Origin of the sequence: Micromonospora sp. WMMD961, assembly GCF_029626145.1 — a bacterium.
In the GTDB taxonomy this organism is placed as follows: Bacteria; Actinomycetota; Actinomycetes; order Mycobacteriales; family Micromonosporaceae; genus Micromonospora.
On record NZ_JARUBJ010000002.1, the window covers coordinates 589886 to 604421 of the forward strand.

15 protein-coding genes are annotated in these 14536 nt (G+C 71.1%); 10 read left to right on the forward strand and 5 right to left on the reverse strand.

Annotated elements, in window-relative coordinates:
* Positions 1 to 119: 119 nt before the first annotated feature.
* From hemL to ccsB, 6 genes are all read left to right on the forward strand, one after another.
* Complete coding sequence (gene hemL / locus O7614_RS02900; protein WP_278136945.1) at positions 120 to 1457, forward strand: glutamate-1-semialdehyde 2,1-aminomutase; 1338 nt, start codon at positions 120 to 122, stop codon at positions 1455 to 1457.
* A gap of 63 nt (positions 1458 to 1520) precedes the next feature.
* Positions 1521 to 2168, forward strand: coding sequence for a histidine phosphatase family protein (locus tag O7614_RS02905; protein WP_278136946.1), 648 nt, complete (start codon positions 1521 to 1523; stop codon positions 2166 to 2168).
* Positions 2168 to 2734, forward strand: coding sequence for a TlpA disulfide reductase family protein (locus O7614_RS02910; protein ID WP_278136947.1), 567 nt, complete (start codon positions 2168 to 2170; stop codon positions 2732 to 2734). The genes O7614_RS02905 and O7614_RS02910 overlap by 1 nt, the downstream gene beginning before the upstream one ends.
* Positions 2734 to 3591, forward strand: a complete 858-nt coding sequence (locus O7614_RS02915; protein ID WP_278136948.1) for a cytochrome c biogenesis protein CcdA — start codon at positions 2734 to 2736, stop codon at positions 3589 to 3591. Before O7614_RS02910 ends, O7614_RS02915 begins: the two co-directional genes overlap by 1 nt.
* Positions 3588 to 5213, forward strand: coding sequence for a cytochrome c biogenesis protein ResB (locus O7614_RS02920; protein ID WP_278136949.1), 1626 nt, complete (start codon positions 3588 to 3590; stop codon positions 5211 to 5213). The genes O7614_RS02915 and O7614_RS02920 overlap by 4 nt, the downstream gene beginning before the upstream one ends.
* Positions 5213 to 6178 carry a c-type cytochrome biogenesis protein CcsB gene (gene ccsB / locus O7614_RS02925; protein ID WP_278136950.1) on the forward strand — a complete coding sequence of 322 codons (966 nt, stop codon included), beginning with the start codon at positions 5213 to 5215 and terminating at the stop codon, positions 6176 to 6178. Before O7614_RS02920 ends, ccsB begins: the two co-directional genes overlap by 1 nt.
* A gap of 69 nt (positions 6179 to 6247) precedes the next feature.
* On the opposite strand, the gene O7614_RS02930 is transcribed toward ccsB, so the two are convergent.
* The 3 genes from O7614_RS02930 to O7614_RS02940 form a co-directional block, all read right to left on the reverse strand.
* Positions 6248 to 7609 (reverse strand): hypothetical protein, encoded by a 1362-nt coding sequence (locus tag O7614_RS02930; RefSeq protein WP_278136951.1) that lies wholly within the window; start codon positions 7607 to 7609, stop codon positions 6248 to 6250.
* A 139-nt stretch (positions 7610 to 7748) separates the two neighbouring features.
* On the reverse strand, positions 7749 to 7961 hold the full coding sequence (locus O7614_RS02935) for a hypothetical protein (protein WP_278136952.1): 213 nt from the start codon (positions 7959 to 7961) through the stop codon (positions 7749 to 7751).
* A gap of 155 nt (positions 7962 to 8116) precedes the next feature.
* Positions 8117 to 8593 (reverse strand): MarR family transcriptional regulator, encoded by a 477-nt coding sequence (locus O7614_RS02940; protein ID WP_278136953.1) that lies wholly within the window; start codon positions 8591 to 8593, stop codon positions 8117 to 8119.
* Positions 8594 to 8723: 130 nt separating this feature from the next.
* Here O7614_RS02940 and O7614_RS02945 point away from each other — a divergent pair, with 130 nt between their 5' ends.
* A complete protein-coding gene (locus tag O7614_RS02945) occupies positions 8724 to 9278 on the forward strand; it encodes a carboxymuconolactone decarboxylase family protein (protein WP_278136954.1) in 555 nt (184 codons plus the stop codon).
* Between the two features lie 16 nt (positions 9279 to 9294).
* Here O7614_RS02945 and O7614_RS02950 read toward each other — a convergent pair whose 3' ends face one another.
* Positions 9295 to 10047 (reverse strand): alpha/beta hydrolase, encoded by a 753-nt coding sequence (locus tag O7614_RS02950; RefSeq protein ID WP_278136955.1) that lies wholly within the window; start codon positions 10045 to 10047, stop codon positions 9295 to 9297.
* Between the two features lie 223 nt (positions 10048 to 10270).
* Between O7614_RS02950 and O7614_RS02955 the strand changes: the two genes are divergently transcribed.
* Both O7614_RS02955 and mqnP read left to right on the forward strand, forming a co-directional pair.
* On the forward strand, positions 10271 to 11731 hold the full coding sequence (locus O7614_RS02955; protein WP_278136956.1) for a menaquinone biosynthesis decarboxylase: 1461 nt from the start codon (positions 10271 to 10273) through the stop codon (positions 11729 to 11731).
* Positions 11731 to 12642 carry a menaquinone biosynthesis prenyltransferase MqnP gene (mqnP, locus tag O7614_RS02960; RefSeq protein ID WP_278136957.1) on the forward strand — a complete coding sequence of 304 codons (912 nt, stop codon included), beginning with the start codon at positions 11731 to 11733 and terminating at the stop codon, positions 12640 to 12642. Before O7614_RS02955 ends, mqnP begins: the two co-directional genes overlap by 1 nt.
* A gap of 43 nt (positions 12643 to 12685) precedes the next feature.
* Here mqnP and O7614_RS02965 read toward each other — a convergent pair whose 3' ends face one another.
* On the reverse strand, positions 12686 to 13693 hold the full coding sequence (locus tag O7614_RS02965; RefSeq protein ID WP_278136958.1) for a terpene synthase family protein: 1008 nt from the start codon (positions 13691 to 13693) through the stop codon (positions 12686 to 12688).
* A 149-nt stretch (positions 13694 to 13842) separates the two neighbouring features.
* Here O7614_RS02965 and O7614_RS02970 point away from each other — a divergent pair, with 149 nt between their 5' ends.
* Entirely contained in the window at positions 13843 to 14472 is a 630-nt protein-coding gene (locus O7614_RS02970) for a UbiX family flavin prenyltransferase (RefSeq protein ID WP_278136959.1), read from the forward strand.
* The last annotated feature ends 64 nt before the right edge of the window (positions 14473 to 14536 follow it).

Genomic DNA, 14536 nt, shown 5'->3' on the forward strand with positions numbered 1-14536 from the left:
GCCCAGGCCACGCGCCCCCGGTCGGCGCTGCTGGCGGGCACCGGCGGTGGGTGAGCCGGGTAACCCGACTGCGGGGTGGCTGCTGGTGGGCCGTTCGCCGCTGACACAATGGCGTCATCGTGACCGACATCTTTCCCGCCGGATCCGGCCGCTACCCGGCCGAAGCGCCGGCCTCCGAGGCCCTGTTCGACCGCGCCCGTGCCATCGTGCCGGGCGGGGTCAACTCCCCTGTGCGCGCCTTCCAGGCGGTCGGCGGCGCCCCCCGTTTCATGGTCCGTGGCGAGGGTCCGTGGCTGTACGACGCCGACGGCCGCCGCTACGTCGACCTGGTCTGCTCCTGGGGGCCGTTGATCCTCGGGCACGCCCACCCGGAGGTGGTGGACGCCGTGCAGGCTGCCGCCGCCCGGGGCACCAGCTTCGGCACTCCCACCCCGGGTGAGGTGGAGTTGGCCGCCGAACTCGTCGACCGGACTCCGATGGAGCAGGTCCGCCTGGTCAACTCGGGCACCGAGGCCACCATGTCGGCGATCCGGCTGGCGCGTGGCTTCACCGGCCGCTCCAAGATCGTCAAGTTCGCCGGTTGCTACCACGGGCACGTCGACGCGCTGCTTGCCGCGGCCGGGTCCGGCGTGGCCACGCTGGGCCTGCCCGACTCGCCGGGTGTGACCGGTGCGGCGGCCAGCGAGACGATCGTGCTGCCCTACAACGACATCCGGGCCGTCGAGGAGGCATTCGCCGCCGAGGGGCCGCACATCGCGGCGGTGATCACCGAGGCCGCCGCCGGCAACATGGGCGTGGTCGCCCCTCGCGACGGTTTCAACCAGCAGCTCGCCCGGATCGCGCACGCGCACGGCGCGCTGCTCGTGGTGGACGAGGTGATGACCGGGTTCCGGGTCTCCCGCGCCGGGTGGCACGGCCTCGACGCCTCCGACGCCGACCTGTGGACGTACGGCAAGGTCATGGGTGGTGGCCTGCCCGCCGCCGCGTTCGGCGGGCGGGCGGACATCATGGCGCGTCTCGCCCCGGCCGGCCCGGTCTACCAGGCCGGCACGCTCTCCGGTAACCCGCTGGCCTGCGCCGCCGGGCTGGCGACCCTGCGGCTGGCTGACGACGCGCTCTACCAGCGCCTCGACCAGACGGCCGCCACCGTGGGCAAGCTGGCCTCCGACGCGCTGGCCGCCGCCGGGGTCCCGCACCGACTGTCGTACGCGGGCAGCATGTTCTCGATCTTCTTCACCGACGCCGACGTGGTCGACTACGACAGCGCGCGCACCCAGCAGGTGCCGGCGTTCAAGGCGTTCTTCCACGCGATGCTCGCCGCCGGCGTCTACCTGCCGCCGAGCGCTTTCGAGTCGTGGTTCGTGTCGGCGGCGCTCGACGACGCCGCTCTGGAACACATCGCCGACGCGCTGCCGACGGCGGCGAACGCGGCGGCAGCGGCCGGTCACGGGGGTTAGCGTGAGCGCGAGGAGTGAGCCGGTCTTGCGAGCCCCGCAGTCGAGAACAGAGGGGGCGCAGCCTTGAGTAAGACGGTGGTCCACGTGCTCCGGCACGGTGAGGTGTACAACCCGGATCAGATTCTCTACGGTCGGTTGCCCGGCTTCCGCCTCTCCGAGCTGGGTGTGCAGATGGCCAAGGCCGCCGCGCAGGGCCTGGCCGAGCGGGAGATCGTGCACGTGGTGGCCAGCCCACTGGAACGCGCCCAGCAGACCGCCGAGCCGATCGCCGCCCAGTTCGGGTTGCCGGTCGGGGTGGACGAGCGGCTGATCGAGAGCGCGAACTGGTTCGAGGGCAAGAAGGTGTCCCCGGGTGACGGGTCGTTCCGTGACCCGCGCAACTGGTGGGTGCTGCGCGACCCGGTGACCCCGTCCTGGGGCGAGGCGTACCGGGTGATCGCCGAGCGGATGTTCGCCGCCGTGCAAGCCGCCCGGGTCGCCGCCGAGGGGCGCGAGGCGGTGCTGGTGTCGCACCAGCTGCCGATCTGGACGCTGCGCCGCCACGTCGAGCGCAAGCGGCTCTGGCACGACCCGCGCAAGCGGCAGTGTGGGCTGGCGAGCCTCACCTCGTTCCACTTCGACGGTGCGAAGGTGGTGGGCATCGGCTACAGCGAGCCGGCCGCGCACCTGATCGCCCTCTCCGCGACAGCCCGGACGGCCAAGGGGGCCTGATGAACGCCCGGAGGTGGACCGCCGGCCTGCTCGCCACCGTCGCCGCGGTGGCGCTGGTCGGCTGCACGTCGAAGGGGCAGGAGAAGACCTGCACGGCCACCACCGACGGGATCTTCGAGTGTGCGCCGGACCAGCGCTCCGCACCCCCGAAGCTCGCCGGTGAGCTGCTCCTCGGCGGCACCTACGACGTCAGCCAGGCTCGCGGTCAGGTCGTGGTGGTCAACTTCTGGGGATCCTGGTGCGCGCCCTGCCGGGCCGAGGCGGATGACCTGGAAGCCGTTTACCAGGCCACCAAGGGCTCCGGAGTGACCTTCCTCGGCATCAACGTGCAGGATTCGCGGGACAAGGCCAAGGCGTTCGAGCAGGGGCGGGTCACCTATCCGAGCCTCTTCGACCCGGCCAGCCGGCTGGCGCTCGACCTGGACATCCCGCCGAACACCGTCCCCGCGACGGTGGTGCTCGACCGGGAGGGGCGGATCGCCTCGGTGATCCGGGCCGCCGTCAAGCAGGAGGGCCTGCAACCGATCGTCGAGCGGATCGCGGCCGAGAAGCCGGCGTCGAACTGATGGGCGAGACCTTCAAGGAGCTGGCCCTGAGCGGGCCGCTGCTGCTCGCCATCGGCGCGGCGGCGCTCGCCGGCCTGGTCAGCTTCCTCTCCCCGTGCGTGCTCCCGCTCGTCCCTGGCTACCTGTCGTACGTCACCGGGCTGGCCGGCGCCGACCTCGAAGGCCGTGCAAGGAAGGGCACCTTGTTAACGCCTGCGGTAGAAGAAGGGGCCCTTCCTTACACTTCGGCCGGCGGGGGCGGAGCTGTCGCCGTACGGGAGCGGACCGCGACGGTCGCCGTCAAGGGCCGGGTGCTCGCCGGGACGCTGCTCTTCATCGCCGGCTTCACTGTCGTCTTCGTCGCCACCGCCATCCTGTTCGCCGGTATCGGCCGGGTCTTCTTCGAGTACGAGCGGCAGCTCGAAATCGTCGTCGGCGTGCTGATCATCGTGCTCGGGTTCGGTTACCTCGGGATGATCCCCGCTCTGCAACGGGAGTTCCGGATCTCCCGGCTGCCGTCGGCCGGGCTGCTCGGCGCACCGGTCTTCGGGGCGGTCTTCGCGCTCAGTTGGGTGCCCTGCACGGGCCCCACGCTCGGCGCGGTGATGGGCATGGCGGCCACCAGCGGGCAGAGCGACCGCGCCGTGGTGCTGGCCGTGGCGTACTGCCTCGGGTTGGGGATACCGTTCATCGTCTTCGGGCTGGGCTTCGAACGCCTGCTCGGGGTCTTCCGCGCCGTCCGGCGCAACAGTCGTTGGGTCACCCGGGTCGGCGGCGCCCTGCTCATCCTGATCGGCCTGGCGCTGGTCACCGGCGGGTGGCAGAGCTTCGTGATCTGGCTGCAGACCACCGTCGGGGTGGGCGAGGTGAGCATATGACGGTCGTCGACGAGCGGCCCGAGGCCGAGGCCCCGGCGCCGCGCCGCCGGCCCAACCGGCTGCTGGCCCTGCTGCGCAACTCGTGGCGGCAGCTCACCAGCATGCGTACCGCCCTGATCCTGCTGTTCCTGCTGGCGATCGCCGCGATTCCCGGCTCGGTGCTGCCGCAGCGCGGGATCAGCCCGGAGAAGGTCAACGAGTACTTCGTCGACCACCCGGACTGGGCTCCGCGACTGGACCGGATCGGCGCGTTCGAGGTCTTCGGGTCGGTCTGGTTCTCCGCGATCTACCTGCTGCTGTTCACCTCGCTGATCGGCTGCATCACGCCCCGACTGCGCGACCACGTCCGGGCGTTGCGGTCCCGGCCGCCGGCCGCGCCGAAGCGGATGGCCCGGCTGCCGCAGCACGCCGTGCTGCCCGCCCCGCCCGGCGGCGTGGCGGCGATCGCCGACGTGCTGCGTAAGCGCCGCTGGCGGGTCGAGGTGCGCGGCGACGAGGTCTCCGCCGAAAAGGGCTACCTCAAGGAGACCGGCAACCTGCTGTTCCACACCTCGTTGATCGCGGTGCTGATCGGAGTCGCGCTCGGCTCGTGGTACGGCTGGAGCGGCAACCGCCTGCTGGTGGCGGGCGCGGACAACGCCTTCTGCAACACCCGCCAGCAGTACGCGGAGGCGAAGCTCGGCCCGCGTGTGGACAGCGCCGATCTGCCCCGCTTCTGCCTGCGGTTGGACGACTTCGAGGCCCGGTTCCTGCCGTCCGGTCAGCCGGAGTTCTTCAATGCCACGGTCACCGTCGACGGGCCGGACGAGCCGACCCGCCGCGCCGACTTCTCGGTGAACTCGCCGCTGCGCCTGACCGACGCGAGCGTCTACCTGCTCGGCCACGGGTACGCACCGGTGATCCGCTACACCGACCGGTTCGGCAACAGCCAGGTCAGCGACGAGCCGTTCCTGACCACCGGCGACATGGGCCTGACCAGCGAAGGGCTGGCCGCGTTCCCGGACGCGAACGTCGACCCGGCGACCGGCCAGCGCGCACCGGATCTGCAGATGGCGTTCACCGGCATCTACCTGCCCACGGCACCCGAGAAGGGGCCGTTCGTCCGCTCGCAGTATCCGACCGAGCGCAACCCGGTGCTGAACCTGGTCGCCTACCAGGGCAACCTCGGCCTGGACGCCGGCATCCCCGGCTCGGTCTACCAGCTCGACCAGCGGCAGGTGCGGACCGGCAAGGTCAAGGAGGTCGGCACCAAGCTGCTCAAGAAGGGCGAGACCTGGACGTTGGCGGACGGCACCACAGTCGAGTTCCTGGGCACCGAGCGGTACGTCACCCTCTCCATCCGGCACGACCCCGGTGCGACGCCACTGCTGATCAGCTGCGGTGTCCTGCTGGTCGGGCTGATGGGTTCGCTGTTCGGGCGGCGTCGCCGGGTGTTCTTCCGGGTGGTGCCGGCGAACCCCGGGGAAAGATCTCCGACGGGCGGTAGTAGTTTGGTGGAGGCCGGTGGGTTGCCGCGCACCGACTATCCAGGGTTCGCCGAGGAGTTCACCCAGCTCGTCGCCGCGGTCAAGGGTGACGACGGAGCGGCCGAACGGGCCGGCGTGCGAGAAGGAGCCGAGTGATGTCCGCACTCTCCGACAATCTGGTCACCTTCGCGATCCTGGCGTACCTGATCGCCATGATCGGCCACGCCGTCGAGTACGCGCTGGGCAACGCCCGCACCCGGGTCGCCGCGGCGGCCCCGGTCCGCGAGCTGGTGGGCGCCGGCGGCGTACCGGTGCCCCCCACGCCGGTCGCGTCGCCGAGCGTCGGTGACCGGTCCGCACGGCGTGCCCGCCTGGGCGGCCTGGTCGGGGTGGGTGCCACCGCGGTCGCCGCCGTGCTGCACCTGGCGGCGCTGGTCACCCGGGGGCTTGCCGCCGACCGGATGCCCTGGGGCAACATGTACGAGTTCGTGCTCACGGTGACGTTCATCGGGGTCGCCGCCTGGCTGGTGGTGCTCTGGAAGCGACCGTCGCTGCGCAAGCTCGGGCTGTTCCTCACGCTGGTGATGGTGCTGCTGGTGGCCACCGCCGAGCTGGTGCTGTACGTGCCGATCGTGCCGCTGGTGCCGGCACTGAACTCGTACTGGTTCGTCATCCACGTCTCGACGATCGTCTTCGCGTCCGGCATCTTCCTGCTCGGTGTGGTGCCGGCGGTCGGCTTCCTGATGCGCAGCGGATACGAGCAGGGTAAGCGGAGCTTCCCGTACACCCTGGCCAAGCGGCTGCCCGGCGCGGTGGGCCTGGAGCGGCTGACCTTCGCGCTGCACGCGTTCGCGTTCCCGATCTTCACCTTCGCGGTGATCGCCGGTGCCATCTGGGCCGAGGCGGCGTGGGGTCGGCCGTGGGGCTGGGACCCGAAGGAGACCTGGGCGTTCATCTCCTGGGTGGTGTACGCCGGTTACCTGCACGCCCGGGCCACGCCCAGCGTGCGGCGCAACGTGGCGACCTGGCTCGCGGTGCTCGGCTTCCTCACCATGCTGATGAACCTGTTCGGGGTGAACATCTTCTTCACCGGCCTGCACTCGTACGGCGGGCTGGACTGACCTGGACGTGCAGCGCGGGCCGGTCACCGATTCGTCGGTGACCGGCCCGCGTCGTCGTGCCAGCTGTGGTCAGCCCACGGTCACCGCGGCGACGTCGTTGCCCGGGTTGTCGTCCACCCGCGGGTAACGCTGCGACGGCTGGACCTCGCCGGGCAGACCGGAGAGGCTGTCGATGCGCAGATCGAACGCGACGGTGTGGCTCGTCCCGGCCGGGAAGACGGCCCCGGGCCCGGTGCAGTACCAGGTCGTCGGGGCGTCTCCGGCGGTCTCCTCGTCTCCGCTGAGCCAGCAGCCCGACGGGTTGCCCAGCACTGTGGTGCCGGCCGGCGGTACGAAGAGGAAGCCACCCACGCCGTCACCGGAGATGGTGGCGTCCGGGACACCGGGGCCCGCGTTGCGCAGGCCCACAGTGACCCGCACGGTGTCACCGACGGCTCCGGTGACTGTCGCGCCCTGGGCGACCACGTCGAAGGCCCCCTGCACCGAACGCAGGTAGGTCTGACCCCCGGCGCCGGTCACCCCGGCCGGAATCACGTCGAGCGGCTTGCCCACCGGCCGCAGCCGTAGCCCCTGCCCAGCCTCGCGGGGCTTGAGCTTCACCCCGTTCGGCAGCGGCCCGGCGCTGGCCAGCGGCTCCACGAACTGGGTGATCCGCTTGCTGCCGAGGGTGGCCGGGCCGACAGTGGTGGTCAGCTTCTGCCGCAGCTCGTGCCGCTGGCCGGGGGCGAACGTGCCCCGCACCGTGCAGACCATCACCGTGGCGAGCGACTGGTTGGTGCCGTACCGGCAGTTGCGGTAGCTGGCCGGAACCAGACCGACCGAGAAGCTCATGGTGAGCCGGAGGTCCACGACCGGCTGGTCACCGGCGTTGACCACGGCCACCGGCACGGGCACGGTGTCCCCGACGGCGACGCCGGAGACGTACTCGTCGACCAGGTCGCGCAGGTCGGGCCCGGACCGCACGGTGATCGTCGCCTGCTGGGTGGCCGGCTCGGTCTGCTCGCCGAGCGCCGTGTAGGCGAGGGTGCCGGTCGCACCGTCGGTGGCACCGGGCGCGGCCCGGAACACCACCGGCACGGTGCCGGTGAGCGTGCCGAACTCGTCGACGGCCGTCGACGGCATCGGACAGCTGACCGCGCTGCCCTCGGTGACACAGAAAGCCGGGAAGACGGCGGTGGCCACGCCGGCCAGGCCGGTCAGGTCGACTGTCACCCGGGGCTGGGTGGCGCCGGTGCTGGTCAGGGTCAGCGGAACCGTACGGCCGGGAGCGCCCGGGCCGCCGACCGTCACGTCGTCCAGCCAGGCGCTGACCCAGCCCGGGTCGTCCTGCGCCACGGCCGGACCGGCCGCCACGCCCACCGTCGCGGTGCCCACGACCAGCGCGGTCAGGCCGCGAAGGAGCCTGCCACGGGTAACGTGCACAGATCTCATCGATCTCCTTGGTGAGGTATGAGCCGATCGGAAGAAGCCGGAGCCATCGCTCCCGGCCCGACCGGCACCCCAGATCCTAGAGATCACCTGTGACAGTTCTCGATGGGCCGATCGCTCAGTGATCGCCGCGCGAGCGGACCTATTTCGGTGACTGCAGCCCCGGCCGCCACGCGCTCAGCGTCCGTTCGATCTGCACGGTGACCTGGTACGACACTTCGGGCACATCCGCCAACTCGATCCGCTCACCGCGTAGCGCGAGCTGTGCGTGCAGCTCTCGGGCGACAGCGTCGCGTACCGCGACCAGCAAGGGCGACATCCCGTCCGGGTCGCCGACGACATAGGCATCCGACATTCCACCAGCCTGCGTCCGAGACACGCCGTCACGCCAGAACGGGTGAGAAGTCTCCGTGCCTTGGATGTGGATCGCGTTCGCCGTGGATCGTGCCTGGTCGCTGATCGCGCTTGGTCGGTCGCCCGCCACCCCAGCCTGGCATGTCCAGTGGCTGGTCAGCCGCCGAACCAGCCCGGCATGTCCAGGCGGAACCAGTTGGCGGCGGCCACCGTGCGCAGGTCGTCCTCGATGGCATCGACCCGTTCCTCGCCGAGGCGTTCGGTCCACTGGCGACGCAGCCGATCGAAGATCTCGGCCGAACGGCGTAACCCGTCGGCGCCGCGCGGCGTGACCCGAACCAGTCGGCGGCGGGCGTCGCGGGGGTCGTCGACCCGCTCCAGGTATCCGACCTCGACCAGCCGGTCGACGGTCTTGCCGGCAGCCTGCTTCGAGATGCCGAGGCGCTGCCCCAGCTCGGTGGCGGTGGTGCCGTCCAATCCGACGGCTTGGAGCACGAACCCGTGCAGCGGCCGTAGCTCCGGATGCCCCTCCCGGCCCAGCTCGGCGTGCAGGTCGTCGATGAGCGTCCGAAACCCGGCCAGCAGCAGGAGCGGCAACTGGAAGCCGGGCCGTGCGGGTTCAGTGGTTGCCATGTTCGACAACCACGTTTACTATTTCGTCAACCACGTTGACTATCTTACGGGCTGCGGCGACGCCCCTGTCGCACCCCGTGCCCCGCACCCTCCGGGCCCTCTCGGCCGATCAATCGAAAGCAGGTGAACCGTGTCCGCCTTCACTGAGCACACAGGAGAAACCGCACCCGTCGCCGCCCGTCGGGCGATCGAGGGTGTGCAGACCCGGTTCGGCTGGCTGCCCACCCCGGTGGCGCTGATGGCCGGGTCGCCGCAGTTGCTCGCCGGCTTCCTCGCCGCCAGTGCGGGTTTCGAGCAGACCGACCTCTCTCCCCTGGAACGGGAGGTGGTCGTCCTGGCCGTCTCCACCACCCACGAGTGCCACTTCTGCGTCGCCCTGCACACCGACAAGCTCACCCGGCTCGGTGCGAGCGCCGAGCTGATCACCGCGCTGCGCACCGGCTCGCCTCTGCCCGAACCGCGGCACGAGGCACTGCGCCGGTTCACGCTGGCGGTGCTCGACCACCGGGGCGCGGTGCCCGACGACGAACTGGACGACTTCCTCTCCGCCGGTTACCTGCCCCGACACGCGCTGGACGTGGTGCTCGGCGTCGGCGCGTACACCATGTCCACCTTCGCCAACCGGCTCACCCGAGCGCCGCTCGACCCGCCGCTGGCCGCTCACGCCTGGGCGCCGACAACCTGACCGGAGACGCCGCTGTTCAGGCCGCCCCCAGGAAGTCCCGCAGCAGGGCGAGCATCTCGTCCGGGCGCTCCTCGTACAGCCAGTGCCAGCAGTCCTCGATCACCTCGCCGCGGACCGTGTCGGCGTACCGGCGAACCGGCTCGGTGACCTGCTCACCGAGGCTGGCCGCCGCGCCGACGGCAAGCACCGGCATGGCCAGCTTCGTATCCCGGTACGCCGTGTTGTCCGCGATGTCCTGCTCGAACGCTCGGAAGTACGCGAAGCTGGCCCGCAGATGCGCCGGGTCGCGCAGGTGGCTGGCGAACTCCTCGATGTCGGGTGTGGCGATGCTGCCCTTGCGCACCATCAGGGCGTCGGTGAACCGATCCACCCAGAGCGACTCCCGCCCGCTGACCATTGCCTCCGGAAGCCCGTTGCCGAGGTAGAAGTAGCCGAAGTTCCACACCCCGGGCCCGGCCGAGGTGACCGCGGGGAACGTGTAGATGCTCTCGTCCGGGATCGGCGCCTCGGTGAGCACCAGCCGACTCACCCGCTGCGGATGGGCGGCGGCGTACGCGTACGCCACCATGGTCCCCAGGTCGTGCCCGACCAGCCGGAGGCCGCCGACCAGGCCGAGCTGGTCGAGCAGTCCGTGCAGGTCGGCGGCGGCGGTCTTCTTGTCGTATCCGCCGTCCGGGGCATCGCTGCCCCCGAAGCCGCGCAGGTCGGCGCGACCACGTCGAAGGAGCGCGCCAACTCGGGCAGCAGGTGCCGCCAGATGTACCAGCACTGCGGATACCCGTGCAGCAGCATCAACGGCGGGCCGCTGCCGCCCCGGACGTAGTTCATGGTGATCTGGCCAACCCGTGCCCGTTGCTCGGTGAACCCCGCCGGAACCCGATCCCCATCCACAGCCGCCCCCGTCCGCCGCCCGCCGGTCTCGGGGGGGTGATCGCGAGCGTCACAGCACCCGGCTTGGGCCGCGCGGCACCCGGTGCGGGAGACTGGGCGGTATGGCGGCTCGTGGCTTCCCGTACACCGATCTCAAGGACTTTCTCGCGGCGCTGGAGCGCGCGGGGGAGTTGCGCCGGGTCGACGTCCCGGTCGACCCCACCCTGGAGATCAGCGAGGTGGTCACCCGCACGGTGCGGGCCGGCGGGCCGGCGTTGCTCTTCGAGCGCCCGACCCGGGGTGAGATGCCGCTGGCGATCAACCTGTTCGGCACCGAGAAGCGGATGGCGATGGCCCTCGGTGTCGACTCGCTGGACGAGATCGGCGCCCGGATCGGCGCGTTGATCAAGCCGGAGCTGCCGGTCGGCTGGTCGGGCATCCGGGAGGGCCTCGGCAAGGTCATGCAGCTCAAGTCGGTGCCACCGCGCAAGGTGAAGACCGCGCCCTGCCAGGAGGTCGTCTACCGGGGTGAGGACGTCGACCTGAACCGGCTGCCGGGGTTGCAGGTCTGGCCCGGCGACGGCGGGATCTTCCACAACTACGGGCTGACCCACACCAAGCACCCGGAGACCGGCAAGCGCAACCTCGGCCTGTACCGCCTCCAGCAGCACGGCCGCAACACCCTCGGCATGCACTGGCAGATCCACAAGGACTCGACCGCCCACCACGCGGTCGCCGAGCGGCTCGGACAGCGCCTGCCGGTCGCGATCGCGATCGGTTGCGACCCGGTCGTCTCGTACGCGGCCAGCGCGCCGCTGCCCGGCGACATCGACGAGTACCTGTTCGCGGGGTTCCTGCGCGGCGAGCGGGTGGAGATGGTGGACTGCCTCACCGTGCCGCTGCAGGTGCCGGCGCACGCGCAGATCGTGCTGGAGGGCTACCTGGAGCCGGGTGAGCGGCTGCCCGAGGGGCCGTTCGGCGACCACACCGGCTTCTACACCCCGGTCGAGCCGTTCCCCGTGCTGCACGTCGAGGCGATGACGATGCAGCGCAAGCCGGTCTACCACTCGATCGTCACCTCCAAGCCGCCGCAGGAGGACCACGGTCTCGGCAAGGCCACCGAACGGATCTTCCAGCCGCTACTCAAGCTCATGATCCCGGACATCGTCGACTACGACCTGCCGGCCGCCGGGGTCTTCCACAACTGCGCGATCGTGTCGATCCGCAAGCGCTACCCGAAGCACGCGCAGAAGGTGATGAACGCGATCTGGGGCGCGCACCTGATGTCGCTGACCAAGCTCATCGTGATCGTCGACGAGGACTGCGACGTGCACGACTACAACGAGGTCGCCTTCCGCGCCTTCGGCAACGTCGACTACGCGCGCGACCTGCTGCTCACCGAGGGGCCGGTGGACCACCTCGACCACTCGTCGTACCAGCAATTCTGGGGCGGCAAGGCGGGCGTCGACGCGACCCGCAAACTCCCGACCGAGGGCTACACCCGCGGTTGGCCGGAGGAGATGAGCATGAGCCCGGAAGTCTCGGCCCTGGTCGACAAGCGCTGGAAGGAGTACGGGATCTGATGGCCGTCCTCGACGCTCCGGCCGAGAAGCCGGGCCGGGTCAAGTCCTTCCTCAAGCTCGTCGCGATCGAGCACTCGGTGTTCGCGCTGCCCTTCGCGTACCTGTCGGCGCTGAGCGCCATGCAGGTCAACGGCGGGCGGGTGCGCTGGTGGGACCTGCTGCTGATCACCGTGGCGATGGTCGGGGCACGGACGTTCGCGATGGCCGCCAACCGGATCCTCGACCGCCGGATCGACGCGCGGAACCCGCGTACCGCCGGACGGGAACTGGTCACCGGAGCGGTGAGCGTGCGGACGGCCTGGACCGGCGCGGCCGTCGCTCTGGTGGTCTTCCTCGCCGCCGCCGCCCTGCTCAACCCGCTCTGCCTGGTGCTCGCGCCGCTCGCGGTGGTGCCGCTGGTCGTCTACCCCTACGGCAAGCGGTTCACCAACTGGCCGCACGCCATCCTGGCGATCGCCCAGGCGGTCGGCCCGGTCGGCGCCTGGCTGGCGGTCACCGGCACCCTGGACGGCTCCGGTCCGGCCTGGGTGCTCGGCGTGGCGGTCGGGCTCTGGATCGGCGGCTTCGACCTGATCTACGCCTGCCAGGACTCCGAGATCGACCAGGAGATCGGCGTGCACAGCGTGCCCGCCCGCTACGGCCGCCGCTTCGCGCTGCACGCCTCCACTGTCGCGCACGTGGTGACCTTCTTGCTGTTCGTCTGGTTCGGCGCGCTGATCGGCCTCGGCTGGCTCTGGTGGATCGGGCTGGCGTTCACCGCTGTCGCGTTCGGCTATCAGCACCTCGTCGTCACCCCGACCGACCTGAGCAAGGTCAACCGCGCGTTCTTCACGGCCAACGGGTTCGTCGGCATCGCGTTGTTCGTCTTCGCGCTGCTCGACCTGGTGATCCGGCTGGGCCTACGGCCCTGACCGGCTGACTGCGCCGCCGCCCCGCAGCCCCGCCGCCTGACCGTTAGGAAGGGCCCCTTCCTATACCCGAGGCGTTAGCAAGGGGCCCTTCCTTGCTGATGGGGTAGCGGGCGCTCTCCAGGGTCCAGTCGATGGTGCCCCGGACGGCGTACGCGACCACGTCGAGGTGGTCGCTGACCGCCCGGTCCAGGGTCGGGCCGAACGACGGCACCGCCGCCCGCAGCGCGACGAACTGCCGCATCGACTCCCGCCAGCGCTCCACAGCCAGATCGACCGCCTTCGCCGACGGCACCGCCAGTTCGGCCTCGATGGCCAGGACCAGGTTGTGCCCGCCCGCGGTCGCCCGGTCCCTCTCCAACGAGGCCAGGTCGTTGTACCAGGAGAGCAGGTCGTTGCCGATATCGGCGATCTGACGCAGCAGCGGATGGTGATAGACGGGGTCGGGCAACGGACGCTCGCCCGCGAACTCCACCAGCGCGTACGACACCTCCGCCGCCGAGGTCGCCCGCCGCAGCTCCACGTACTCGTCGACGCCGGGCCGGCGGCCGGCCTCCTTGTTGACCGCCTCCTGCCAGGTGCCGTCGAGGTGCCGGGCCACCGCGTCGGCGAAACGCGACCGCCACCGGGCCGGCATCCGGCGGCGCGGCTCCCGCCAGGCCAGCACCAGCAGCCGTCGGAGCGGACCGCTGAGCCCGGCCTGACGACGACGGGGACCGTCGCTCAGCAGGGTCAGCGTGCCGTTGCGGAGGCCCCGGATCTGCTCGGAGGTGAGCCGATCCGGCCCGTCACAGGCGTCGTCGACCAGGAAGAACCAGGTGAACAGCACGGTCAGCACCCGAAGGTCGGCTTCGCTGGCGTCCGGGTACAGCCTTCCGGCGTACCGGGCGAACGCTCCCCGGGTCAGCCGGTGCAGCGCGGCGTCGTCCAGTGCGAGGCCGAGGTCGGGCAGCAGGCCGAGCAGCCACTCCTGCACGCGGTCGGCGTGCGGTGAGAGCCGGGCCTGGACCGGACATTCGGCACGCAACGCCTGAAGGGCCTCGCCGGTCCTCACCGATGCCTCCTGTGCGAGATCGTTCCGATGCGAATCCCCACCGGAGCATGCCAGGTCGACGCAGTGCCCACCTGCCCGCCGGGAGGGTCGCAGCGGCGTATCCCGGGGGTGCCCACCATCGGACCAGCCGCACCAGGCAGGCTGGGGGCATGCGGGAACCATGGGTGGTCGGGGTCTCCGGAGCATCTGGTACGCCGTACGCGGCGGCTGTCATCGCAGGACTGCTCGACGCGGGCGAGCCGGTGGACCTGATCGTGTCCCGTGCGGCACGACTCACCGTGCTCGACGAGACCGGCCGACCGTTCCGCGACGCGCACTGGGCCGAGGATCTCGCCGTCTGGCTCGACCGGGACCTGACCGGGGCGGACGTGCGGCACTGGCCGGCCGGTGACCTGGCCGCCGGGCCGAGCAGCGGCTCCTACCGGGTACGTGGGATGGCAGTGGTCCCGGCCAGCACGGCGGCCTGCGCCGGCATCGCCATCGGGCTCTCCAAGGACCTGTTGCAGCGCGCCGCGGAGGTCAACCTCAAGGAGCGCCGCCCGGTGGTGGTGGTCCCCCGGGAGACGCCGGTGACCCGCAGTCATCTGGAGCACCTGATCGCGCTGCACGACGCCGGCGCTGTGGTGCTGCCCGCCAGCCCCGGCTTCTACGGCGCCGGCGCGAGCGCCAGCGCCCAGCAGTTGGTGGATTTCGTGGCCGGCAAGGTGCTCGACGCGCTCGGCGTCCCACACACCCTGTTCCGGCGTTGGTCCGGCCAGCTCGGCACGGCTCGGAGCTGAGCCGACCACCCGGCAGGCACCGGCACCGCGCCGCGTCGCCACCCGGCCGTCGGCCGAAGCGGGA

Bases quoted from the DNA above. Each gene is read 5' to 3' on its own strand.
- ccsB (WP_278136950.1), top strand. From the start codon at position 5,213: ATGTCCGCACTCTCCGACAATCTGGTCACCTTCGCGATCCTGGCGTAC.
- mqnP (WP_278136957.1), top strand. From the start codon at position 11,731: ATGGCCGTCCTCGACGCTCCGGCCGAGAAGCCGGGCCGGGTCAAGTCC.
- O7614_RS02935 (WP_278136952.1), bottom strand. From the start codon at position 7,961: ATGTCGGATGCCTATGTCGTCGGCGACCCGGACGGGATGTCGCCCTTG.
- O7614_RS02930 (WP_278136951.1), bottom strand. From the start codon at position 7,609: ATGAGATCTGTGCACGTTACCCGTGGCAGGCTCCTTCGCGGCCTGACC.
- O7614_RS02940 (WP_278136953.1), bottom strand. From the start codon at position 8,593: ATGGCAACCACTGAACCCGCACGGCCCGGCTTCCAGTTGCCGCTCCTG.
- O7614_RS02920 (WP_278136949.1), top strand. From the start codon at position 3,588: ATGACGGTCGTCGACGAGCGGCCCGAGGCCGAGGCCCCGGCGCCGCGC.
- O7614_RS02970 (WP_278136959.1), top strand. From the start codon at position 13,843: ATGCGGGAACCATGGGTGGTCGGGGTCTCCGGAGCATCTGGTACGCCG.
- O7614_RS02910 (WP_278136947.1), top strand. From the start codon at position 2,168: ATGAACGCCCGGAGGTGGACCGCCGGCCTGCTCGCCACCGTCGCCGCG.
- O7614_RS02915 (WP_278136948.1), top strand. From the start codon at position 2,734: ATGGGCGAGACCTTCAAGGAGCTGGCCCTGAGCGGGCCGCTGCTGCTC.
- O7614_RS02955 (WP_278136956.1), top strand. From the start codon at position 10,271: ATGGCGGCTCGTGGCTTCCCGTACACCGATCTCAAGGACTTTCTCGCG.